Raw genomic sequence first — 23,787 nt, 5'->3', positions numbered from 1 at the left:
ATTGGCTTCTTTAAAAGTTTTACTGGTTTTAAATGCGACTTTTCTATCAATTTATCTGATAACAACAGCTTATTTCACTTTCACTTGATTCATTTTTCTTAAGATTGGGTTGATCTCACTACGCAAAAAAAGATTGGAAAACTAAAAAAGAAATGTAAAAAGTTTAAATGGCATTTTCTCAAGTGATATTTATAGGAGATTGTCTTACTAAAAGCACCATATTGCACAATTTTAGTGCAAAAGTAGACATTATGTTGAAATATCAATGTCATCTTGATCCATCAAAAACAAAATTTTTTGAAAATGTACTCCCATTGCTTCTTCAGCAAGACAATCGTCAGGGTTTCGTAAAGGACATTGTTCCAGAGATAAGCACCCACATCCAATACATTGATCTAACTGCTGTCGCAATTGGAGTAACATCATAATTTGTTGATCCAGTTGTCCTTGCCACTGTTGAGACATGATTTGCCAATCTTTTTTTGTCGCACTGCGATGTTTAGGTAAAGTTTCGAAGGTTTGCTTGATTTGTTGTAATGATATTCCAACTTGCTGCGCTGTTTTAATAATAGCAATACGCCTCAGCATTGCCCTTTGATAACGACGCTGATTACCTGTCGTTCGTATCCCCCCAATTAATTCTTTTTCCTCATAAAAGCGAATGGCTGGAACACTTACACCGCTTCGTTTTGCAAGCTCACCTATCGTTAGCCAACTTGGAGATTGTTGTCTTTTCAAAATCTGCTTGACCTCTAGTTAACTTGAGCTTTGATACTAACATTTTTAGAATTTCTACGAACGGTTTAGTCATGAAAGATTCAGATTCTCTCGCATTCAAACTCATTAATCCAAATGGGCTGTATGATCCTAGCCTAAATGGATATAGTCACATTGCTGTCGTTCAGCCTAATATGAAGATCATTCATATCTCAGGGCAAGGCGGAGAAAATAATAAAGGTGAACTTTCATATAATTTTGACCAACAGGTACAACAAGTCTTTTATAATATTCAAACAGCACTCAATTCAGTACAAGCACAGCTCAAAGATATTGCTGTTTTGCGCGTGTTAATTGTCAATCACAATGCTGAAAAGCTACATTTGCTCACACAGACTATCCAACACTTTTGGAAAAATGCTGCATTTCCTGCATGTACGCTCATTCCCGTGCCGTGTTTAGCGTTGGAAGGTATGCAAATTGAAATCGAAGCAACTGCATATACTGTGTAAACCAGTTTAAGAGAACATTATGCCTAACACTCAAGATATTAGTGAAAATAAAGCCTTACTCTGGTTTATGGCGGCTGCATGCGGTCTATGTGCCGGTGCAAACTATTATAGTCAACCACTGATCCACTCCATACAACAGTATTTCTCTGTTAGTCAGAGCCAAGCTGCTCTTACAGTTACCTTTGCCCAAGTTTCTTATGCTCTCGGTTTACTTTTTATTGTCCCTATGGGCGATGTGGTGAATAAAACCAAATTTATTCCACTCTTAATGAGCTTATGTGCAGCGGGATTGTTTATCAGTGCGTTCTCTGTGAACTTACCGATGCTTTGGGTCGGTACCATTATGGCTGGATTATTTTCTGTAGCAGCACAAGTATTGATACCGTTGGCAACGATGACTGTTCAACCTGAGAAAACAGGTGAAGTTGTAGGCTTTTTAATGAGTGGACTACTGGTCGGTATTCTTTTGTCGACTAGCCTAGCTGGCTTATTCTCAAACTTGTTTCATTGGAAGGTGATTTATATCGTCAGTGGAATTTTGATGCTGTTTCTTGCCTTTGCACTTAAAAGCCGTCTGCCATACGTCATGAAGATGAAACTAAATTATGGACAAGTATTTGTTTCAATGGGGCAACTCTTAAAACAAGAAAAACGTTTAGTGCTGAGAGCACTGACAGGTGGTTTTGCTTTTGCAGCAGTGAGTATCTTGTACTCAACGATTGCTTTACTACTTAGCTCTGCACATCAATTACCTGATTTATTTATTGGTATGGTGACTTTAGTTGGTATTTTTGGTGCTTTATCAACCCAATATATTGGTAAATATGCGGATCAGGGATTTACCAATCAACTCACTTGGATGGGTTGTGGTTTGTTTATCTTAAGTTGGATATTTTTTTATTTTGGTCAACTCTATTTATTTAGCTATATCTTGGGTTTTGCACTGATTCAGTTGGCGCTTGCATTGGTCCACACGAGCAATCAAAGCATAATCTTTCGCTTACGCCCTGATGCAAAATCACGTATTAATGCCATTTATATGACTGCTTATTTTACCGGTGGCGCGTGCGGTTCTGCTTTAGGAATTTTTGCATGGAACCATGGTGGTTGGACGATGACCTGCTTTGCAGGTATTGGCTTAGTGCTAGCATGTATGATCTTTAGCTTATTAGATTTACTACTCACTCGAAAAAACACTGCAATGCATCAACTTTAGATAAACCAATATTTAGATTTCTCAAGGATGAGGATGATTGGTGAATTTTTCGTAAAACTCGTATAATGCTGCCCTTTCTTTTCTTGTCCACATCCGAGAATATTTTATGCAACCACTTGAATCATTAAAGCCACGTATTTCCGTTGCCCCGATGATGGATAGGATCTATTTATACAAATAACCATATTATTACAAATACTTATTAGCCATAATTATCCGCAGGGTTGCAATATGGTTTCAATATCTGGTTTACAGCAAAAATTGAAATCATAAGAAAAAAGTTCATCTGAAGAATTAGATTGTGAAATTCGAACTCAATACAGTACTATCCAGTAGATTCTACTGTTTGTGCCAAAGACTGTATCGAAGTTATCGTTTAAAGTCTCTAAAAGATACTTTAGATTTGAAAATTGAGGCTTTTTCCATTTGCTTCTCATTCGGTGTTATTTGCTCACACATTAAAGGAATTAAGGGTAATCCCCCCTAAAAATAAAAGGATGCAACTGGTCCTAGCAATGTTAATTATTTCAGTCACATTTAAGTTTTAGGACTTGCTATGCTTCGTACATATTCAAGTGCACCCATTAATCTACGATTGGTCTCAAACGTATCAATAAATCTGATAGAAAAATTCTTATCTATAAGAGATAAAGTTTTTTGTATCTCCGGTGCAATACCATCTACCACGTTCCAAAAAGGATGTACAATGATAAATGCTTCAGGGTTTACTGAATCATGATTATGCAAAACAACTGGCAGCTGTAAGGGACCATAAAAAACAATTTTTCGCTTATTCGGATCTAAACGATAGATATCTTGCGCAGCCTGTCTCGCAATTTCAGGCCAATCTTTAATCTCTGGATATCGCTCAAAATTTCCGTCCAAGCCAACCCTGTACTGAGGGTCAAATAAACATCTTAGGAAACTAAGACCTAATCGCCAATCTAAAAGACCATGATAGCCTCTGTTACCATAACGTTGAATACAACGATAACAAGAACGACTACATTCTTTTCTATGCTTTTCATCTAAGAAAGATGCAACGATAGGGTCTTCAACATCATTTAGCATTGAGTTTATTAATTCCACAATAAGTGGTTCGCTCTTCCCTATTTCGGTTAATCTTCTACAGAAACCTGCTCCATTTACTAATGTATCAGCGATTTGCAATATAGGCTTACCATCTCTTAATCGTGGTTCTAATGGTTCAAATTCTTCTGGCGCAATATCTAACGCTAGAGCTGATCTTTGTACCAATAAATGAGTAGCACTAATCGCTGCAGCCCGTAAATTTGTTCCAGATCTCTGTCTAGGACCAATCCGATCCATAGATAAACCATTAGCAATCTTCAACATACCTAAACTGATAGCATCAGTACGTTTCCTTGAGAATAATTTAACTCGCTGCACTTCTCGCCCATCAGATGGTTCAATCCAATGCTCACGGCTACGTGCTTTATCATTAAGAATAGCTTGGTTAGGCAGACTATCGATTTTTATGTTTTTTCGATCTTGGCAATATATTCGGCTTTGTGTTCTAGTAACCATTTCATAGCTCTCATGCTCACCAACCAAGTTCAGTGATCCACGATTACGTCGTATAACATATGCCTCACTCCCGCTAGCTAAAGAAAGGTTCGTACCGTTAACATTCACCATCCTCATAGGTTCAATAATTGACCCTGTTTCGCGGCGGATTAATGGTCGTGACGGTTCAGTTCCATCGGAGACTTTCGGCTGAAAATCCGTTCTGAATGCTGCTGGAGAATAGTAAGTATCGAAGTGATCCTTTGGTATTAAATTTTTACAATCTTCACAATTTAAACTACTAGTTTGTTGCGAAGAAATTTTAATTGCACCACAAGATGGGCAATCAGCGATTTCAACCTTATCAGTCCACCATTGTTCTCTAGGTTCAGGAATGATTTTTGTTCCACTCTTTGTTGGCTGAATAAAGCCAAGTTGATCAGTAAAACCTATGCTCTCATGTATGCGTTTATCTCGAACAAGACTTTGACCTGGTGCAAATTCGTAAATAGCCATATCTATTTCTCGATCAACCAAATCCCACTCTGCATCTTTTTGTCCAGTTGGTTTCATACCAAGATACATCGGTCTAACCCTAGTAGGCATACCAAACATAGGTAAAAGTCCACTCTCGGCCAAAAATTGTGCCAACCCGATTTCTCTACTGTTACCCTCATTCGCCAATATACTTATTTCTTTGATCAGTTGATCTACTTGCAACTTCTCTAAAAGTAATTCAGCACGCCCAGCGATACCTTCACCTAATGTTCGTGCAAGTTTTTCAGGGACATCGTGTGTTTTGATTAATGTAGATTCGAGTCTTTTCAACCAATTGCCGGACTCACTATAGAATTCCTTGGTAGGAATAAACTCACCATGAATATCAGATGCAGTATGATCACCCGGATAGTTGCTTCCATCTTCCTCTCTTAACTGATTAAAAGCTGCTGTTAACCATGCCTTACGCAACAAACGTAAACTAATATCTATGTGGTCTACCGTGAGGAATGGTGGCGGGGGGGCATCACCAGTGATTGCCTCTGGATGCCGGAAATAGTGCATATCGTGACTACGACCACGGCAAAGTGTCATAGCCAATGAAAATGCCTGTTTACGTCGACCCGCACGTCCTACTCGCTGTTGGTAGTTGAATCGTTGTGGAGGCATGTTTGCTTGGTACACAGCTTGTAAAGCTCCGATATCAATCCCCACTTCCATAGTTGTCGTTACAGAAAGCACATCAATTTCTTCTGCTTTTCGTTTCAGGCTGTTATGTTCTGAATCAATCAGAATTCCCCTAAACCTGCGAAGACGTTCAGCAGGAGAGCCAGTTTGCCCTGTTAATTCTTCACAACGTAATCTGAAAGTTGTTTGCTCTTCAGCAAGTGCTTTATCAAGACGTTTAGAAATATAATTACGTTGTCGCAGGTCTGCTGCGGTACTATTAGGCATCTGCGGCAAGAGTGTATGACAGCGTGTACAAATGCCTGTACCGCGATGCAAGTGAGCCCGACCACAAGTGACACACTCATAAGCTGGGGCATCTGGCTTAACTAGCTGAATATAGAGACGCTCAATGCGGATTATTCCTCCTTGATGTTTTAATTCAGCAATCTCTTGTAAAATCTTGGTCATAGCATTCGCATCAATACCAGATGCTTTCATAAAACTTTTAACTCTACGACTGCTTACAGAATGCCCATCCACCCACTCTTTAATGTTACCTTCTCTAACCCACTTATTAGCTAGTACTCTATAATTATCAGCAAGTACGCGCAAAATTGCATCAAGTGTATCCGTATTGCTTAATTTACTTGGCGTAAAACAAGGATAACCAATACCTGTTTCCTCTAAAGCAAAGTAATTACGGGCAAATAATACATCTTCAACTAATGACCTTTGAGCTTCTGCTACTTCTTTTTTTGCATCAGTGATCTTTAAGCTATCAATGTCATCATTCCAATATATGGCATCTTGTTGAACTTTGAACAGATCTGGCCATTCATAATCGAGAATACGTTTAACCCCTGTCTCATCTGTAGGATGAACACCAATATCGGCCATACCCGCAAGCAGACGCTCGGCTTTAAAACCTCTCTTGACCCCTTTCTCATCAGATTCCAAGATCGTTTCTAATGCGATACGATCTGAATTCCCCCGTTTTTGAATTTGTCTGATTAAGGCATTTAATTCATCAAAACGATCGTAGTCTCCTTGATCCTCTGCTTCAGTCCGTTTATGTTTGAGAGTTTCTAAGTCTTCGGTTGGCTGGTGATTTTTTAAAGCATCAACTAAAATTCTACGGCGAGTATCGTTATGATGATGTCGCTCTATATCTATAGCTGTTTTAGCTGCATCCTGTCTACTGTCGGAGAATGAAACAACTTTAGGGGCATTACCCGCACGCTTGAGAAGTTCAAGAACCTCAGTAGCTAACAACTGGGATGTTTTTGCAAATCCAGTACGGAAGCTACGAATTGGAGATCGGCGATACTGTTCGCTACGATGAAAATAATCTGCACCACACGCTGGACAACAATTAGGTGCTGCTGTACGAGTGCGTCTCTTCTCTTTTTCAGAACCGTTGATAAGTGAAAACACTCGTCCAGGAATTAACTCATGAGCACTCCCTTGTGAATTCCCTGGTCGCAATTGCCCATTATGTGGGTCAAGCCACATAGGAACCCAACTTTCTTTATCATTGTCACCTTGCCTTGCTTCTTGTGCAGATGGCCAAAAAAGCACAAATTCCTCATGACTTAAATCTTCAATTCCTGTTCCTGTACCAAATTCTGGAAGGTGCTCAAGATCCTGGGTTTGGGGCAGAATTTCTAGAGCTGGATTGGGACTGTTCTGAAAACTTCGGCCACGCAGACCACCAATAAACTCCGAATTACACCCCTCACATAAAAATAGTTCAAATATCCTTTGTATGCCTTTGGAAGTCTGCACGTGACTTGTACCGCTCTCGACAGATACTCCCTCATAAACAAGCTTTCCTTCTTGTATCAAGGGACTAGCAAATAAACCTTCAAGACTTCTTAAAAACAAATGTTCTCTGAAAGCAATCGCCTCAGAACCAATCCCGTCACCTAAACCACGAAGAATTGTCAAACCTCTTACAGCATTTTCTGCTGAAGGATCACCGAAAACTTTTTTAGCTATTGTCGATAGTGATCTTGCTTTAATACTTCCATCATCGGCAGTACAACCGAAAGTAAGCCTTGCTGAAGCTTCGTTGACTAGATCACTTAATGTAAAATTATGAGCTAAACCTAAGGCTATAGCGCAAAAAGATAGCCGATTATCCAATTCACTATTTTGACCCAATTGGTAATCTAATTGTCCGAGATAACGTCCATCAGGCACAAGGTAGTTAACTAAAGCTATAAATGGATTTGGCTCGACATAATCATTGGTAGCAGGCTGTGGTATTTTTGCTTGCCCACACACTACAGCTGAAGCCCAGTCTTCTGGCTGCTTTGCACCTTGACTCTCAGTGTTAGCGTATGTGCCAAAAGGACCAAAAAAGTCATACAGATAATTCAAACTATGTACACGTTCTGAACCCTCAAGCGGTAATGAAGCACTTGAGGCTAAAATGCGAAGTTTATGGCGATATTCAGAACGATCTAGCCCAAGTTTATTTATCAAAGTTCGGATCAGAGCCGCCATTTCTGTCCCTGTAGAACCCCGTATTAAGTGAAGTTCATCCAATACAAGGAAGAAGTAAGCATCAGGATCAGTTTCCAACCATTTTCTCGTCTGATCAAAAATCCTAGCATCTACTTCACGGGACAGCATCGCATTCAACATAGAAATGTTTGTAATGAGAAGATCCGGAGGGGTTTCCTGCATATCCCAACGAGTGATTAACTCAGCACCATCAGGTGATGGAAATAGATAACGAGTCGGATCAGAATGCTGATTCTGCTGATCATAAATCCGAGCTTTTTCTTGGTCCTCTGCAATACTACGCAGCGTCGCTTTAGTTCTATCCAGACGACTTTTTGCTCTATTTTTTTCTTGCTGATCTGAACGCCGTGGATGGGCCAGATAACCTGGAACTGGACTTGCACTAGTATAGCGGCCAAAGAAAATTCGATTTCCATTGGCACGTTGATCAAGCACATTGATTGCTTCAGGTGAGTCCAGCATCTTACGTAGACGCACCATTTGATCTTCCACGAGTGCATTCATCGGGTAAAGTAAAAGTGCGCGTACTGCTTTAGGCCGATCAGATGCCTCTCCTTTACGATGTAAATGAAAGCCACCATCTTCACGCCACCACTGTGATTTCAAATAATCGGTAGATGGAGCAGACCATCGTGTCGCTTCCGCAGTAATCTCTGCCAAAATTGGCAGCAAGAAAGATTCAGTTTTACCTGAGCCAGTCCCTGAGGTAACAATCCCTGGCTTTCCAGGGGTGATCCCATGCTTAAGCATTTCAATTTGATGAGCATATGGGATAAACAGCCCGTTACGTGATAACTCACCTTCAGCTGGTTTACCCGGGAACAAACCAGAAAATGTCATTTCAATAATGGCTTGTCGTTCTTCACGTTTAAATTTGCTAAGAGGGTTGTCCTCACGATCTTCAAGGCATTCTTCTAGTCTTATTTTGGCTGGCTGGTAACGTAAAATTGGCTCGATAAAAGGCTGGGGCATTAAGGTCCCCGGCTGTCGTAACAAATTCTGCCGTGCTTTACTTAGATCCTCACGGCGCAACCGATATACCGTATCCAAGTAAGAAAGGTAGAGATCTAAGATATCGTTATATGCACCGATTGGATCCAACATATTATTTTTTCCTTACAACTATTTCTCTAATAAACCTTTAAGCCATTTTTGACCATTTTCACGCAAGGTTGAATATTTTCTTATCCTGTCGCTTATTGAAGCTCTTTCCCCAACAAATAAACTCTCAGCAAGATATAACCTTATTTCTGTTTCCAAAGCATGTGGAGAAAGTTTACGGTCTTCCATTTCATATCTGTATTCATCCATATCCAGATCTATGCAAGACCCTGACTCTTGTAAATTCAATCGTGTTAACTGTTTTTCATTTTCAGTCACTTGCTGTACTAAGTCTTTGGAACGAATGCTAGTAAACTCAGGAACAAGAGGAATACTAAAATTAGGCAAATCTAACCACAAGCGATCAATATCTAAAAAATTGTTCGCAACAGTTGCAACAATTAAAAGATTTTTAGGTCTATTTGAGCTATATAAAACACCTACAAGGCTAGGTAACCATAAATCCATCGCTGTACGCTGAATACCATCTAACCAGACAAGATAATATTGCTCTGGATTTTGAAGTGCTAGAGACCAAGCTCTCGAAAAACCTGTACTCATACCCCGAGATGGCTGAGCCCACAAGTCATCAAGATTAAGAATGTTTGGACCAAGCGGCTCTCTAAAAAATACACCTCCGGCAATTACTTGGGCATATTTTGGTATCATAATTTCAGCTGATTGCTGCGGTAATATGGTTAAAGCACCTGAGCGGACAGAAACATCTAGGAGTTTCATATCTTCAGTTGTAATACCCGTTTTTCTAGCCTGATTTTCGAGCCTTACTGGAAATTCAAGATTATCTATCGATGATATATTTTGAGGTTCAATACCTCGAGACCACGGTGGGATACTGGTATCAGCAGGCGAAATTAATTTACCTGAGTCTTGCAGTGCTTTTTGGAAACGTTTTAAAAGCTCTACCCCTTCTCTGGAGTCCAAATCCTCAATATCACCAAGAATTTGGTTCAGTTGGTTAATTTCATAAACGAGTTGGCGATTTAGATTGGAAACATGTTCTTGTAACTTACTAGAGGTTGCTTTTAGTCCCGTTAACTTTTCTTCTCCTTGCTTAATTTCAACATCCAGTATTTCTCGCTGATCATTAAGCTCCTTTAGTTCACTTTCAATTTTCTGTCTAATAACAGGTTTCATTTCATCGTAATATTTATCACGAACTAATAATTTTAATTTCTCTAACTCTTGACGGACTGATCGCGTTTCAAAAAGTGTATTAGCGATCAGCTCAGGAGCACCTAACGTACGATGAACTCGTTTACTGTAAGCTAACATCCAATCTTTTATAGAGTCCCAGTCATCATTTTCCTCTGTAATCTCTAACGCACGGTTAAGTATAGAAATAATTTCTTCACGTTTAGATTTAGATAGATCAATCTTGTCATATTGTTTTACTTTGTTCAAAACATCACTAAGTAATTCTTGATCTAGTTTCCATGTTATTTCACCAATGAATTCCCCAACTGTATCCTGAGGAATTTCTAGGAATTGTCCATTAAAAGTATCACCGTCAAAAATAGCTTTATTAAAAGCATAAATTTCTATTGTTCCAGGTGAGGCAACGTAACGACCATGGATAGGATGTGGCTTAACCTTTACCACCGTACATTGTGTATCAGATAAGGCAACAATAACTTCATCAGTGTAGGGAGCTATCCTGGCCAATCCAAATTCAATTAATTTGTAACGAATTTGCTCCATCGTCATTGATCTATAATCGATGACTAGGTTGGGGCTAAAAGCATCCTTAACGATATAATGATCTTGACCATCATCAACTTGCTTTGGATTCGTTTCAGTTGTAATTGCAATCAGTTGGTTCTCTTCAACCCATGCAAGTGATGGAGCAAATACTTTACCTACTGCAGGCAAGTCATCGATTAAACTTTGCTTCTTCCATGCACCATTTACAGTCTTAGCAATACAATGAATCCGGGTGTACGGTTTAGGTTTGTAATCTGCCTGACCTAAATAAAATGTTTCTAACATAGTAAATTTAATTCCCGTATATAAAATGACTTAATCTCATACCACGATGACGCTGTTTTGCGATTTTCATTACTTGATTGTTGGATTTGCTTTTTTTATGACCTTGAATCGCGCAAGCAAAGACTTTTTCTAAAACCGCAAGCTGCTGTTCATTCACACCATAGTGATAGGAATAAGATTGATCACAAGTCAGACAAGGCCCAGATTGAATTCCCGTGGAACGCCGTAACCACTGAGCAACTGGCAAAGGAAGATACCCACCTGCTCCTTGACGTTCCAAACATCTATCACGATAAATGAAAAGTGGATTATTGGTTCTTCTAGCATATTCAAGTAATGCCACAATCCGTTGAGTTGAAATAAAAGTGGTGCTTCCTTCTTCTATTCGAAAAACATCTCGGTCATCTTCTCGTACTAATCTGGAAAGAGTCGGTCCTTTTGGTTTTTGTTGAAGTTCGGATACAAATAAACCTGGGTCGGCTTTCCATACGCCAGCTAATTTACGCCCCATCTCTGTTCTGTTTTCTAGCGGCCAACAATTAGGAGCTGTTTTTATTTCTGGTATTTTGGCTCTTAGAAATGGCCAACCGAGTATTTCAGCAAGCTCCCACAACCCTGTTCCGATCAAACCAATCACAGGCGCAGCAAAAGGTAATGCAGAATTAACGTGAATATTAACCCCTACCCTTTGTGCTTCGATCCTTAAGAAATCAAATTCCGCTGCAGCAATTGCACCTTCCACTATAGCTGTATTTTCACCTGTAATAACAATACGAGGGGGTAACACACGCCAAACTCGACCGCGCCAACTTCGTTTAATATCTTGCTCTAACCAACCTGCTTCTTCTAACGAACGCAGTACATCCCAAACCAAATATTTCAGTTTTGAGTCAGTTGGCAATACTGTTCGCAAAATTCCTATGATTTCACTTTCTGATCTTGGCGCACCCGCACGAGCATAAATAGCTTCAAGAGCATCAGATAACTGATTAGGAAAGATGCCTGAAGATGATGTAACGATTTCACTATTTGTTAACGGAACCCCATCTTCATAAGAAAGCTCTACTGCAGCTTCATAACGGTCTGATCTTTCAGGCCATTTAGAAACCAACGGCGCATTTTTAAAAAACCGTACTAATTTAAAACAAGTATTATTTTTTAATTTCCATTCTATTCGCCATTCGCCATCGATTTTAATTAGTTCTATTATATTGATGATATTACCCACAGCTTGGAGTTTAAGCGGTGGTGATATGGATAGCTTTGCGTCTTTCTCAATATATATATTAGGGAGATATCCCGGTCGAGAAAGCCATTTCCCTCTCCCAAGCGGAATACCGCCTTCGATTCTTAACTCAGTATTTTGATGATTCGAGTCAGAAATTCCCTTTCCAGCAGTAATCTGTAATGCTGAACTAAATGACATTGTTTCTGAGCAATACCATCTATGCCCCAGCTTCAATGATTTCTTAAAATTTTTTACGATTTTTTCAGAGCAACTTAAAATAATAGCTTTTTGCTTTTCTTTTGGTTTTCTATCATCTTGCGTCCATAGTCCGCCATAGCTTTCACACAAAATAATACAGCCAGAATCTAAAAGCTTTTTAATTTGAGGAGGTGTTCTATATTCTGTGAGTAATTGACTAAACGTACCATGCCAAAAAGGATTTTCTAACTCTGCGCGTCGATTACCTCGTGACATAAAAACGTCTTCTAATTCCTCACCATCCCAACCGCCAAAACTCACTGATATGGACCACAACAATGTAGAATGCTTAGGTTCTTCTCGAGAAATTTCAACTAGAATATTTTCGATAAGCTGCCAAAAATGATGTGTTTCTATAGATTGATTATTACCATAGCATCGGATTAAATCAGCTAAGTCATCACGCATGCGTTCAGGAAGACGATATGACGAACCCTTTAAATAATTCAATAAAATATTTTGATTATCTAATGCCTTATCGGGCAATTCTTTGAGAATTTTTTTTAGATAAGCACGATCTTTTCTAGAAGGATATGCTAATTTTGCTGCATAACCAATTAAAGTCCAGCTACCTGGTTCAGGAAGGACTATTTCTCGATATAAATCACCTTTTTTATTAACCCAAATAGCTAAAGCTTTCCATAAGCTATTTACACCATCGACTTTTTGCTCTGCTCCTTTACCATCATCTAACAATGCTCCCAAGCGTTCTCTATATTGTTTACTATCGCCTGCGTTGGTTGTGGTAGCAGCAACTACACAAGAAAGAACAAGTAAATGAAAGTTGTTATATGCGTAAAGACCACTACTCTCATGAATTTTTGTTCCTAATATTTTTTGCACATAACTTCTTGAAAATAATGCCATAAAGGCTTTTAACACCACCTCATCAGAACAATCCACTGCATCAACTGCTGCAGCCAGGCCAGCTGGAGTGACATCTAATGAAGTAAGTTTTGTACTGCCATATGGTCCATCAGCTCTTAGGTAATGATTCTGAAGACGTTGCACCCAATCATTAACGCTTAAATTACGGAGTATTGACTCCTCAGTTTGCTGCACAAATCTACCTATTTATAAAAACTATTTAGTAAATTAATTTTTTTAATCCAATGATCTTAAAGGAAATAAAAAATATTTGAAATCCTACTTTTATACTAAAAAATGATTCGCCATACCATCCAATTGCTTCTTAATTTTTTCCCAATCAGGCATCACTTGGCTCATAAGTTGATAAAACCGCTCACTATGGTTATGTTCAGCCAAATGACAGAGTTCGTGCAATATCACATAGTCAATACATTGAGTTGGTGCTTTAACCAGATAAGGATTTAAAACAAGTGTTCCTTGAGGTGAACAGCTTCCCCATTGTGTTTGCATTTTCAAAACCCGAAATTTAGGTATTTCATTAATCCATAGGGTTCTATCCAAGACATGATTTAGACGCTTAAAAAATATACTCTTCGCTTTAGCCTTATACCAACTATCTAGCACTTCTTTAATATGTTCAGTATCCCTTCGGTTCACAGATACTTCAAATTTTCCACGTAATAACTTCACACTCGGAACATCATGACTTTCTATAATTTTCAATAAATACTGTTTACCTAGGTAGTAATGACTTTCTCCACTGACGTACAAGCGTGGCGTAATAAATTCTTTCTGTTGCCGAAAGTCACGGAGCTGCTGATAAACCCATCGACTACGTTTCTGTATCGCTTTTAGTACATCATGATCAGTCGCGATTTCAGGAGCATGCACTACAACTCGGCAATCAGGATGCACCTTAATTAATATTTTGTTCGCCTCTCCAGAACGCGGTACTCTTTCATAGGATATTGTTTCATCCCCATAAACGAAACTAAATGGTCGAGTGCTGATAGCGTCTTTACCCACCATTCAGTCCTACCCGCGTGATTTGTACAATCATTTCTACAATTTTTTTGGCTTGATCCATACCACTCCCAATGGATTTACATTCACGGAACATCTGAGGTAATAGTTTTTTACGGATATCCGCTTCAATATTTTGTGGATTAATTGAGTTTTCAGCCACAGAGCTCATCACAGAACAATCAACCTCGAAAGCAAGTTCAATCCACTTATCTTGATTCTCTTGATCTGTTATCGAGAATGCTTCAGGTAATAGTTTCTTAAAGACACCGAAATAAGCTTGAGCATGCTTATTGCCACTGAACACATCAGGAATTTCATCTAAACGACGAGCTTCAACTTGTTCTTCGAACTCTCTAAACAGCATGTGTTGCTTCAATGGGTGATCAAACTCTTTCTCAGCCTCTTCAATAACTTGACGTAACAGCTTAGAGAAAGCCTCCTGAGCATAGGGATCATCACGCAATTGCTGCTCAATCATCTTCGTTACACGAGTTTTGATGATATCCGTTTCATTACGTGTTTTCTCTTCACTCCAATCTTCAGGCTGAGCTATTTTACCCATCTTGCCGACTTCATAAACTCCATCAGGGTCTTTTACCTCAATACCCACAACATGTTTATCAAGAAGTTTTTTGACTTGCTCAGCATACTGATCATAGTCAATCGTCTCTCCAGCATCTCGTTTCACAATATGACGCAAGCTTGTAAATAGTTTGACTGTTTCTTTGTAGTGCTGACGATCTGCATCAGAAAAGCTTTTATCTTCAAAGAAGGTTGCTGACTGCAACGCAACTTTTAAACAACTGGCAAATTCTGTAAGTGCTTCATAAAAATCATCACGAACTTTCAAGTGAATATCGACTAACTCACCCTCACGTTCTTCAATGCGTGGGACTAAAACTTGGCGCAACTGCTCTGGATCATTTTTATTTTTGACATCAGCAAAAATTGCCCAAAGTGCTTTATACAAACGAGGTAAACGTTTGTATTCAGAGCTCATTTGCGTATATAAGCCTGTAAGATCATTGATATCATAGCCACCTTGGGTACGGGCAGCGAGATCTTGATAATCAAGAATCGTAGCGTCCAATTCTTTTAAAATACCTCGATAGTCGATCAATAAACCAAACTTTTTCATTGGATGAAGTCGGTTTACACGCGCAATTGCTTGAATCAGATTGTGCTGTTTTAAATTTTTATCAATATAAAGAACAGCATTTTTAGGTTCATCAAAACCTGTTAAGAGTTTATCCACCACTATCAGTAATTTCAGCGAATCATCTTTTTCAAAACGCTCAATTACTTGTTTGGTATAAGTTTGCTCATCCTGAGTGCCGACATTGTCTTTCCACCATTGGGTCACTTCAGGGGTAGTCGATTCATCAACATCAGTATTTCCTTCACGACTATCAGGTGGGCTCATCACCACAGCAGACTCAAACAAGCCTGCTTCATCCAAGTACTTTTTATACTTAATCGCTGAAGCCTTGCTATCGCAAGCAAGCTGTCCTTTTAAACCATCATCAATATTTTTCACAAAGTGATTGGCAATATCTAACGCAATCAGGCGAATACGATCATCCGCAGTATAAATTTCACCTTTTCTCGCAAATTTACGTTTTAAATCTGCTTTTTGCTGATCATTTAAACCTTCTGTTATCCGTTCAAACCACGTATCAATCGCTCGTTCATTGACATCTAAATCAGGAATTCGTTCTTCATAGAGCAAAGGCGTTACGGTTTTATCTTCTACCGCTCTTTGCATCGTATACGCATGAACAATAGGACCAAACTTGTTAACGGTCTTTTCATCTTTAAGTAATGGCGTACCTGTAAATGCCACGAATGCCGCATTTGGCAGTGCGAGTTTCATACGCACATGGTTTTCACCACCTTGGCTTCGATGCCCTTCATCAATCAAGACAATGAAGTCAGAACTTGTGTTAACACATTCAGGAAGTTTGGTTGCAGAGTTAAATTTCTGAATCAAAGAGAACATGATTCGCTCTGTACCCTTACCAATTTGTTCAGCCAAGCGTTTGCCTGAAGTCGCCATGGCATTTTGCTTGTCTTTTTTTCCTGCCAGTTCACCACCTGATACAAAGGTTTTACTCAGTTGATCTTCTAAATCGACACGGTCAGTGACAACCAAGATACGGCATTGTTTTAAAGCCTCATGCAAGATCAAAGCTTTACTAAGAAAGACCATGGTAAAAGATTTACCTGAGCCCGTTGTATGCCAAATGACACCACCTTCGCGTCCACCTTTGCTGTTCTTCGTACTAATACGCTCAATGAGGCGTTTGATACCAAAGATTTGCTGATAACGGGCAACAATTTTTCCTGCTTTCTTATCGAAAAGCGTATATAGGCGAACCATTTCGAGTAGTCGTTCAGGCTTTAATAGACTAATCAGCAGTTGATCTTGACCTGTAACAGCTAAGTCTCCACCTGCAATTAGGTTTTCATACCAATTTAAGTCATCGACTGGACGATAAGAAAATAGGCTCTGTTTTTGTGAAGCAGTTAATTTATTATTTTTAAGCGCATACATCTCTGCATCAGAAATATCTTCTTCTCGCCACGCTGCCCAAAACTTAGCAGGGGTATTACATGTGCCGTAACGCCCTTCATGTCCATTTATAGAAAGTAGTAGTTGGCTATATGCAAACAGATGTGGAATTTCATCAGGTCGCTGATTACGAAGCGTCTGAGAAATGCCTTCATTAATCGTTGGACCTTTCTTAGCCTGACTATCAGGGCGTTTTGCTTCAATTACCCCTAAAGGAATACCATTTACAAAGCAAATGATATCGGGTCTTCGTGTATCTACACCACCTGAGCGTGTGACAGCAAATTCTTCAGTATATGAAAAGTCGTTGTTATGAATGTTATGCCAATCAATCAATGGAATCGTAGGGCTAACCTTTTTTCCATTCACAAATTCGGTGACAGGAATGCCATAGAATAAGTGGTTATACATTTTTTCGTTGGCAGTCAGTAGCCCTTCATTCAAAGCAGGACTACAGATTTCGGCAATTAAGTTATCAACTGATTTTGGCGATAATGAATATTCTTGACCAGCAAATGGAAAAGTACGCTTAGAGAGCTCTTTACGTAAAATTTGACGCAAGACAACTTGGTCTTGTTTACCATCACGGGCAACAAGTGCCTGTGATGGCGGTAAAAACGACCACCCCAAATTTGTTAACAATGTTAAAGCGGGGATCTTAGCACTGTATTCTTCTTGAAACTTAATTGAGAGACCGTTCATACCTAACCAAAATTTTTAAAATAAAACTGCGAAACATGCACTAAGATTTGCTTTATAAATAAAGCAAATAGTCATAACAATTACGACAACCAAGAATACATAAAAGCTCAAAGGTACTTTATCCCGAAAAAACCTAAATTTCTTCTGCTCATCAACCCATTCAATTTGATGCTGCCAAAAGAATTTATAGTGTGCATACCAATCACTGAACAATATTTGCTTACTCAGACCTACTGAATAATACTGACTTTCTAACTGCTGATATTCACTAATCAAATTTGTTAAATCATCAGAATCACTTTTACTTTGAACTGAGTAATATAAAGCTCTAAGCTGATTATAAATTTTAGTCAGCTCAACACCTGCCTTTTCATAATCACTTTTTTTTGCATCATACATACTGACATAGAGACCAACCACGCCAAGCACAGTGAAAGATGCTGAAAGAAAGTTTGTTGAAAGCTCCTTGAATGCTAAAGAATAAATACCGAAAGCAATTGATATAAAACTAATCCATCCTGGGGATTTTTCAACAAGATCATAAGTAGCAAAGTGTTTTTTCGCTCCAAATCCTACGTTATAGCCAGTTTCAGCGATACATTTAAGAAAATCAGATCGATTCATATTTAATCCTCAATTGGCACATAAATGCGATCACGAGCTACAACCACACCATTTTGAATGATGTAGCACTCCACTAGATGTTCACCATTAAAACTTGAATATTCATCAATGCGTTCTTTTCCATCATCCAACACAATTTGACCACGAATACAATTACGTCTTTTCGCTTCTTCACCTCTATTCAGCACTTTCCACTTCACAGAATAGTTCTGTAAATTTTTTGGTGTTGTATTTTCTTCAATATAAAAACTTAAACCACGTCCATGATTTAACTTTTTCTTTCTACGTTTAAATCCTCTTAGCCAATCAATCGTTTGACCATCTTGAGTAACTTTAGACTCAATTTTTAGCTTATATCGAATATCAATTGGATATTGATCCTCAATAAACTGCTCTGTATGTTCATAACGCATATCTTCAATGCGTATCGACATTTCTGCTTGTTTACTTGGTGTTTTAGGAAACTGTCGTCCATAAATCATTCGCCACTTACTATAAGCTTTATCGTCAGTACCTAAATCAATAGCCTCTAAACATAAATCATAAGCATCTTGTGCAGCATCTTGGAATTTAGCTTTAACTTTAACATCCTGATTACTGCCTAAAGCTTGATAATGATCACGATCAGGTTGATCAGCTAAAAATTTAAAAAAATCTCGGCTTAACCAGTCATAATACATATAGCTTTTATCATCATAGTAAGTCGTAGATTTCATGAAGTTATAGGCAAGTGTATCAATCAGTAAGCCCCCCATTGAGACACCATGCTTATTTTTCCAAGCTCTAGCCATCTTGCATAAACGACGCAAATTTCGATTTTTTGCATTATTCATATTTTGCATTTCATCAAGTTCAGCTTGCGGTTTTGTAATCTTCCAACTACCGCCATTTTTAGTATCTGGATATTTATATGATCCATCCTCTTGCTTAAATACAGGCTGTACCTCTACATGAAAGTTCGTATATTGGACACATACGACTAATCGATCTACAAACACAGTGGTTCGAGGATAACGTGCAAGAATTGCATCTTTTGTATCCTTTAATAACTTTGATTGACCTCCATTTTTATAATCCTCCCATTTTGAAGATGGCATGATGTACAACATGTCTAAATCTGAAATACCTTTAATCGCAGTCCATCTGCCATAGGAACCAACTTGTAATTGATTTGATGTTTTTGATTCGGTATCACGAAACTTTTTGTTCAACGCACATGTTATCTCTTGATAACGCAACGTGATTTGTTCTTCATTCGCAACCTTAATATTGCTTAAAAAGTCTTGAAACATTTGGGAAATTGACATTACAGCCCTCAAATTTTAATTGTTGATAAAGTATTAAAAACGTCCTTGTTTCTAACAATACATTTAATATTTTGTGACGCCAAACATGATCAATCAGCGCCAAATTTCACTTTTGCATTAGCTTTTATTGAGCTTAAAACTCAACTGATAACGATAAAACTCAATATTCTGAGCCACACTCAAAGCACGACGAATTCTTAAGTCATCTTCTAGTGCAATGATGACCCCTTTTACTTGCTGATCTGCCTCAGCCAACTCATCTTTGACATAGCCCATATAACGTTGAATCTGCCCCATCACACGATCACTAGCACGACCACGTTTTAGCTCAACAACAAGCAATGTCTTCTTATCCTTACTGATTGCCAAGATATCGATAGGACCTGTATCAGATGGATACTGCTGACCGACCAATTGACCTTCTTCGGTATAGATGTCGTATGTTGCACCCAACTCGGTTTTAGACCAGTTCTCTACCAAGAAATGCTCCAGATGCTTTTCTAAAGCAAAAGCTGTTGGGTCTTCGACCACTTCATCAGGTTCGAGATGCTCAACTGTTTCTTTACCATCAATAAGCGTTTTAAGCTCTGCTGCATACTTGGTTAGATTGCAAACTGTACCTGCCGCTGATGAGTTCTTTAGCTCTTGAGACATCAGTTCTCTAGGTAGAGTCTGTTCAAACCATTCGACTTTTCTGCGATGGCTTAACTCACCTGAAGGCACGTAGTAATAGTCTGATATGACTTTACCCACCAAATAATGACCATCCCCACGAGGTGTAAGGATGATGTCTCCCTGTTTAATCCCTTTAGAAAGCGTATGTAACATGCCACATGCTAAACCTGCCGAAATCTTAGTTTTGTCAGGTAGAGCATTGAGATACACAGGAATAAAACGATGATTAAACTCACGCCAATCATCAGGTAAGTCATGTGTTAAGTCTTGGTCAATGTTCCAGTTGGCGGCTATAAAGCCGCCTTCTAGAAACTCTTGAGCAAATACAGACTTTGCACCCGCCATAATGCGGTAATAGCTAGGTGTTATTTGCATCATTAAGCAGCCACCTTGACACGTTTTTTACCTGTCAAAAGTTGTTGCATGAGTGCTTTTTTCTCTTTCTTAAGACAAACGATTTTTCCTTGTAAAACATTCATCTCCTTCTCTACGATAGAAAGGAACTTAGCAATTTTCTTTTGCTCTTGAACCCTTACTGGTATTTGAACTTCAATATCTTTCAGATCAGATCCATAAAGATGAATGATAGTTATCCCTTGAGCACGAGAAGCAATCTCATATTTTTTAATATGAGTTAAAAGATATGCTATAAATTCTGAAGAAATTTCCCCTTTAGGTCTAAGAATATTTATATCCCCCCCCAGAAGAATATTCTCTTCAAGTAATGCTGTTGCATTTGCTAAATCTATGCCACTCGTAGTTGTTGAACTAGGTATTAAAATATCCCCTTTCATTGATAATGTAGCTTCAGAACTATCAGTTTTGCTTACGATCTCATCAATTACCTCTGAATATTTAGTATATAACTCACCATATAAAATACATTTGTTCTGCCCAGTTTCAGAAATACTATCTTTGGATAACCCTTTACCTTTTTTGAAGAAGAATAGTGAATCCAAGCTTAATGTTTGCCATTCATCACTAAACTCAACCCCATTCTCATCAAGCAAACGCTTTTTACCCATCAGCAATTGTTGCATTAATGCTTTTTTCTGCTGTTGGCTATTTTCAAGCAGTTTCTCAGTAGCCAAAATCGCTTGATCCCAAGTTGAAAGGATTTGGGCGATTTTTTCTTGCTCAAAATAAGGAGGTACAAGTACAGGAATAGATTTGACTATTGATCCACTCAAATTTTCCTGACTACCACTATTCGACATATCTCGAATATTTTCATATTGGTATATTAAAAATTGGTAGTAGTAATCTACGCAATAATCCGAAGATAGAATAATTGCAGCACAAGCCTGATTCGTAGAAGCTTCAATCCCTAACTTCGCAACTTGCCCTCTAGTCTTACCTTGTCCATACATTGCCATTAAAATGGTATTTATTGGAAATAGCTTGGCAGAAGAATTAGTTAAACCTTCTTTAGTGATTTTTTCAGCACTATCTAAAATAGTTTTGAACTGTACTTCAGCCGTTGTTACCCATGGAATATCACCATTCCAATATGCCTGTTCTTTTCTGCTTGGAGTACCTCCAGAGGATACGGTTGCAATATCGCCTATAGTCTTAATTTCCCATTCTTTAGGCACCATAACCCAACTCCTCTAAATACTTGGCCATCTGAATTTCAAGCTCAGCAAGTTGAGTCTTTAACTGCTCACGCTCAGCACGTACAGCAACTAAATCAATCTCAGCTTCTTCTTCAAACGTATCCACATAACGAGGAATATTCAGGTTGTAATCGTTGTCTTTTACTTCCTGCAAAGTCGCCAGATACGCATACTTATCAACGCTTTTACGAGCACGATAGGTTGCAATAATCTTGGCAATATTCTCTTCAGTTAAGTTATTTTGGTTTTTACCTGACTTAAACTCACGGCTTGCATCAATAAACAAAACCGAATCATCAGACTTTTGCTTTTTGAAAATTAGAATCGCAGCAGGAATACCCGTACCGTAGAACAGCTTTTCAGGTAAACCAATCACCGCATCTAATAAGTTTTCATTAATCAACTTCTCACGAATCTTCCCTTCAGATGAGCCACGGAATAACACGCCATGTGGAACCACAACGCCCATACGACCCGTAACAGGTTTTAGCGTCTCAATCATGTGCGAGATAAAAGCATAATCACCTTTGGTCTTTGGCGGTAAACCACGACGGAAACGATCAAACTTATCATTTTCAGCTTGCTCATAACCCCACTTGTCTAATGAGAATGGTGGGTTTGCAGTCACAATATCAAACAGCATCAAGTCGCCATTTTGATCCAATAATTTTGGATTACGAATGGTATCGCCCCACTCAATTTTGTGGTTATCTTCACCATGCAAGAACATGTTCATCTTGGCTAATGACCACGTTGAACCAATCGCTTCTTGCCCATACAACGCATATTCTTTGCTGTTGTGATTACTGACGACTTTACGGCCACACTTCATTAACAGTGAACCAGAACCACAGGCAGGGTCACAAATGCTGTCGCCTTTTTGTGGATCAAGTAACTCAGCAATTAAGTCAGATACTTCAGGTGGCGTATAGAATTCACCTGCCTTTTGACCACCACTTGCAGCAAAGTTTTTGATTAAAAATTCATAACCGTTACCAATCACATCAAGCGAACCAATACGGCTTGGTTTTAGATCTAAATCCTTAGAGGCAAAGACTTCAAGTAAATCTTTCAGAATCGTATTCTTTTGCTTTTCTTCACCTAATTTATCTGTATTAAATGAGATATCTTGGAATACACTTTTGCCTGCATCTTTTAGTTTTGTACCATTCGCTTCTTCAAGTGCATGTAAAGCCATATCGATACGCTCACCATTACCTGGTTCATAGCGACGCTCGTATAAACTATAGAAACTAGACTCACGAGGTAATACAAAACGCTCGCTTTTCATCAGTTCTTCAATCAGTTCTGGCTCATCACCATGTTCTTTTTTATAGTTATCATAGTGGTCTTGCCATACATCAGAAATGTACTTTAAGAACAACATTGTCAAAATAAAGTCTTTATACGTGTCTGCGCTAATCGTGCCACGGAATACATCACATGCAGACCAAAGAGCTTTATTGACTGTATCTTGATTAATTTGAGTAACCATTATTTATTTCCTTTGAGCAGTTGTTGGAACATGCCCATCATCATTTGTTCACGATTTTTAAGTAATTGTTGGGTCAAGATCTGCTCTTGCTCCCAAATACGGTTTAATTCGATTATGCGTTGCTGAATGTCCAAGCTAGGGACTTCAACCTCAAACTGGCTGACTGTGGATACGCTTAGCATCGGCATCTTAGAACCCTGACTTTCTTTGCGTAACTCGTATTGCACATGAGGTTGATTCAAGTACCAACATAAGTATTCAGGTAATACATTTTGATTTGGCATCAAAATCAAAAATTGACTGCTCACAATGAGTGGTCGTGCTTTTGATTGATCGTGATGACCTACAAAATAATGTGCTTTGAGATACTCTCCACGACAGGGCAATAATACAGAGTCAGGCGATACGATTGCGTTATCCTTACCCTGCCAATCAATTTGCGGTAAAGCATCAGCAAAAAGCGTATAGCCACATGTATCCGTTGAAATGTTGCGAATATCTTTGATCTGCAATACATGCGCATTGCCTGAATCAACTTCTTCAATCTTTTCACGGAATGTAAAACCTGTGCGAATCTCTGCAAGATCGCTCAGTTTTACTACGTTCTTTAAATTAGACATAAATATTACTCTTAAAGC

General features: G+C 38.7%; 14 protein-coding genes. 2 read left to right on the top strand and 12 right to left on the bottom strand.

The window, feature by feature from the left end; all coding sequences use genetic code 11:
* Positions 1-249 precede the first annotated feature (249 nt).
* Entirely contained in the window at positions 250-738 is a 489-nt protein-coding gene (gene soxR, locus H2677_RS02805; protein ID WP_212639101.1) for a redox-sensitive transcriptional activator SoxR, read from the bottom strand.
* A gap of 71 nt (positions 739-809) precedes the next feature.
* Here soxR and H2677_RS02800 point away from each other — a divergent pair, with 71 nt between their 5' ends.
* Together H2677_RS02800 and H2677_RS02795 are read left to right on the top strand one after the other, a co-directional pair.
* Positions 810-1,229, top strand: coding sequence for a RidA family protein (locus H2677_RS02800; RefSeq protein ID WP_212639100.1), 420 nt, complete (start codon positions 810-812; stop codon positions 1,227-1,229).
* Between the two features lie 19 nt (positions 1,230-1,248).
* On the top strand, positions 1,249-2,445 hold the full coding sequence (locus H2677_RS02795) for an MFS transporter (RefSeq protein WP_087539546.1): 1,197 nt from the start codon (positions 1,249-1,251) through the stop codon (positions 2,443-2,445).
* Between the two features lie 537 nt (positions 2,446-2,982).
* Here the strand turns inward: H2677_RS02795 and H2677_RS02790 are convergent.
* The 11 genes from H2677_RS02790 to H2677_RS02740 form a co-directional block, all read right to left on the bottom strand.
* On the bottom strand, positions 2,983-8,772 hold the full coding sequence (locus H2677_RS02790) for a DEAD/DEAH box helicase (protein ID WP_212639099.1): 5,790 nt from the start codon (positions 8,770-8,772) through the stop codon (positions 2,983-2,985).
* Positions 8,773-8,790: 18 nt separating this feature from the next.
* Positions 8,791-10,776, bottom strand: coding sequence for a coiled-coil domain-containing protein (locus H2677_RS02785; protein ID WP_212639098.1), 1,986 nt, complete (start codon positions 10,774-10,776; stop codon positions 8,791-8,793).
* A gap of 7 nt (positions 10,777-10,783) precedes the next feature.
* The gene (locus H2677_RS02780; RefSeq protein ID WP_212639097.1) at positions 10,784-13,324 is read right to left on the bottom strand and encodes a hypothetical protein; all 2,541 of its coding nucleotides are present in this window, start codon (positions 13,322-13,324) and stop codon (positions 10,784-10,786) included.
* Between the two features lie 90 nt (positions 13,325-13,414).
* Positions 13,415-14,161, bottom strand: a complete 747-nt coding sequence (locus H2677_RS02775) for a M48 family metallopeptidase (protein ID WP_212639096.1) — start codon at positions 14,159-14,161, stop codon at positions 13,415-13,417.
* Positions 14,151-17,432, bottom strand: coding sequence for a type I restriction endonuclease subunit R (locus H2677_RS02770; RefSeq protein ID WP_212639095.1), 3,282 nt, complete (start codon positions 17,430-17,432; stop codon positions 14,151-14,153). The genes H2677_RS02775 and H2677_RS02770 overlap by 11 nt, the downstream gene beginning before the upstream one ends.
* A 15-nt stretch (positions 17,433-17,447) precedes the next feature.
* Positions 17,448-18,056: an SLATT domain-containing protein gene (locus tag H2677_RS02765; RefSeq protein WP_212639094.1), complete on the bottom strand. Its 609-nt coding sequence runs from the start codon at positions 18,054-18,056 to the stop codon at positions 17,448-17,450.
* Between the two features lie 2 nt (positions 18,057-18,058).
* Complete coding sequence (locus H2677_RS02760) at positions 18,059-19,363, bottom strand: SMODS domain-containing nucleotidyltransferase (protein WP_212639093.1); 1,305 nt, start codon at positions 19,361-19,363, stop codon at positions 18,059-18,061.
* A gap of 117 nt (positions 19,364-19,480) precedes the next feature.
* Positions 19,481-20,416: an endonuclease NucS domain-containing protein gene (locus tag H2677_RS02755; RefSeq protein ID WP_212639092.1), complete on the bottom strand. Its 936-nt coding sequence runs from the start codon at positions 20,414-20,416 to the stop codon at positions 19,481-19,483.
* On the bottom strand, positions 20,416-21,636 hold the full coding sequence (locus H2677_RS02750; RefSeq protein ID WP_212639091.1) for a restriction endonuclease subunit S: 1,221 nt from the start codon (positions 21,634-21,636) through the stop codon (positions 20,416-20,418). The genes H2677_RS02755 and H2677_RS02750 overlap by 1 nt, the downstream gene beginning before the upstream one ends.
* Positions 21,626-23,149, bottom strand: a complete 1,524-nt coding sequence (locus tag H2677_RS02745) for a type I restriction-modification system subunit M (RefSeq protein ID WP_212639090.1) — start codon at positions 23,147-23,149, stop codon at positions 21,626-21,628. Before H2677_RS02745 ends, H2677_RS02750 begins: the two co-directional genes overlap by 11 nt.
* Entirely contained in the window at positions 23,149-23,769 is a 621-nt protein-coding gene (locus H2677_RS02740; RefSeq protein ID WP_212639089.1) for a restriction endonuclease subunit S, read from the bottom strand. Before H2677_RS02740 ends, H2677_RS02745 begins: the two co-directional genes overlap by 1 nt.
* Positions 23,770-23,787 lie beyond the last annotated feature (18 nt).

Origin of the sequence: Acinetobacter junii (assembly GCF_018336855.1) — a bacterium.
Classification (GTDB): Bacteria; Pseudomonadota; Gammaproteobacteria; order Pseudomonadales; family Moraxellaceae; genus Acinetobacter; species Acinetobacter junii.
The sequence above is the reverse complement of the archived record's forward strand: the minus strand, read 5'-3'. Positions and strand labels throughout refer to the sequence as shown.

Excerpts from the sequence above, each read along its gene's own strand:
- H2677_RS02800 (WP_212639100.1), top strand. The coding sequence starts at position 810 with ATGAAAGATTCAGATTCTCTCGCATTCAAACTCATTAATCCAAATGGG.
- H2677_RS02795 (WP_087539546.1), top strand. The coding sequence starts at position 1,249 with ATGCCTAACACTCAAGATATTAGTGAAAATAAAGCCTTACTCTGGTTT.
- H2677_RS02790 (WP_212639099.1), bottom strand. The coding sequence starts at position 8,772 with ATGTTGGATCCAATCGGTGCATATAACGATATCTTAGATCTCTACCTT.
- H2677_RS02785 (WP_212639098.1), bottom strand. The coding sequence starts at position 10,776 with ATGTTAGAAACATTTTATTTAGGTCAGGCAGATTACAAACCTAAACCG.
- H2677_RS02775 (WP_212639096.1), bottom strand. The coding sequence starts at position 14,161 with ATGGTGGGTAAAGACGCTATCAGCACTCGACCATTTAGTTTCGTTTAT.
- H2677_RS02770 (WP_212639095.1), bottom strand. The coding sequence starts at position 17,432 with ATGAACGGTCTCTCAATTAAGTTTCAAGAAGAATACAGTGCTAAGATC.
- H2677_RS02765 (WP_212639094.1), bottom strand. The coding sequence starts at position 18,056 with ATGAATCGATCTGATTTTCTTAAATGTATCGCTGAAACTGGCTATAAC.
- H2677_RS02760 (WP_212639093.1), bottom strand. The coding sequence starts at position 19,363 with ATGTCAATTTCCCAAATGTTTCAAGACTTTTTAAGCAATATTAAGGTT.
- H2677_RS02755 (WP_212639092.1), bottom strand. The coding sequence starts at position 20,416 with ATGATGCAAATAACACCTAGCTATTACCGCATTATGGCGGGTGCAAAG.
- H2677_RS02750 (WP_212639091.1), bottom strand. The coding sequence starts at position 21,636 with ATGGTGCCTAAAGAATGGGAAATTAAGACTATAGGCGATATTGCAACC.
- H2677_RS02745 (WP_212639090.1), bottom strand. The coding sequence starts at position 23,149 with ATGGTTACTCAAATTAATCAAGATACAGTCAATAAAGCTCTTTGGTCT.
- H2677_RS02740 (WP_212639089.1), bottom strand. The coding sequence starts at position 23,769 with ATGTCTAATTTAAAGAACGTAGTAAAACTGAGCGATCTTGCAGAGATT.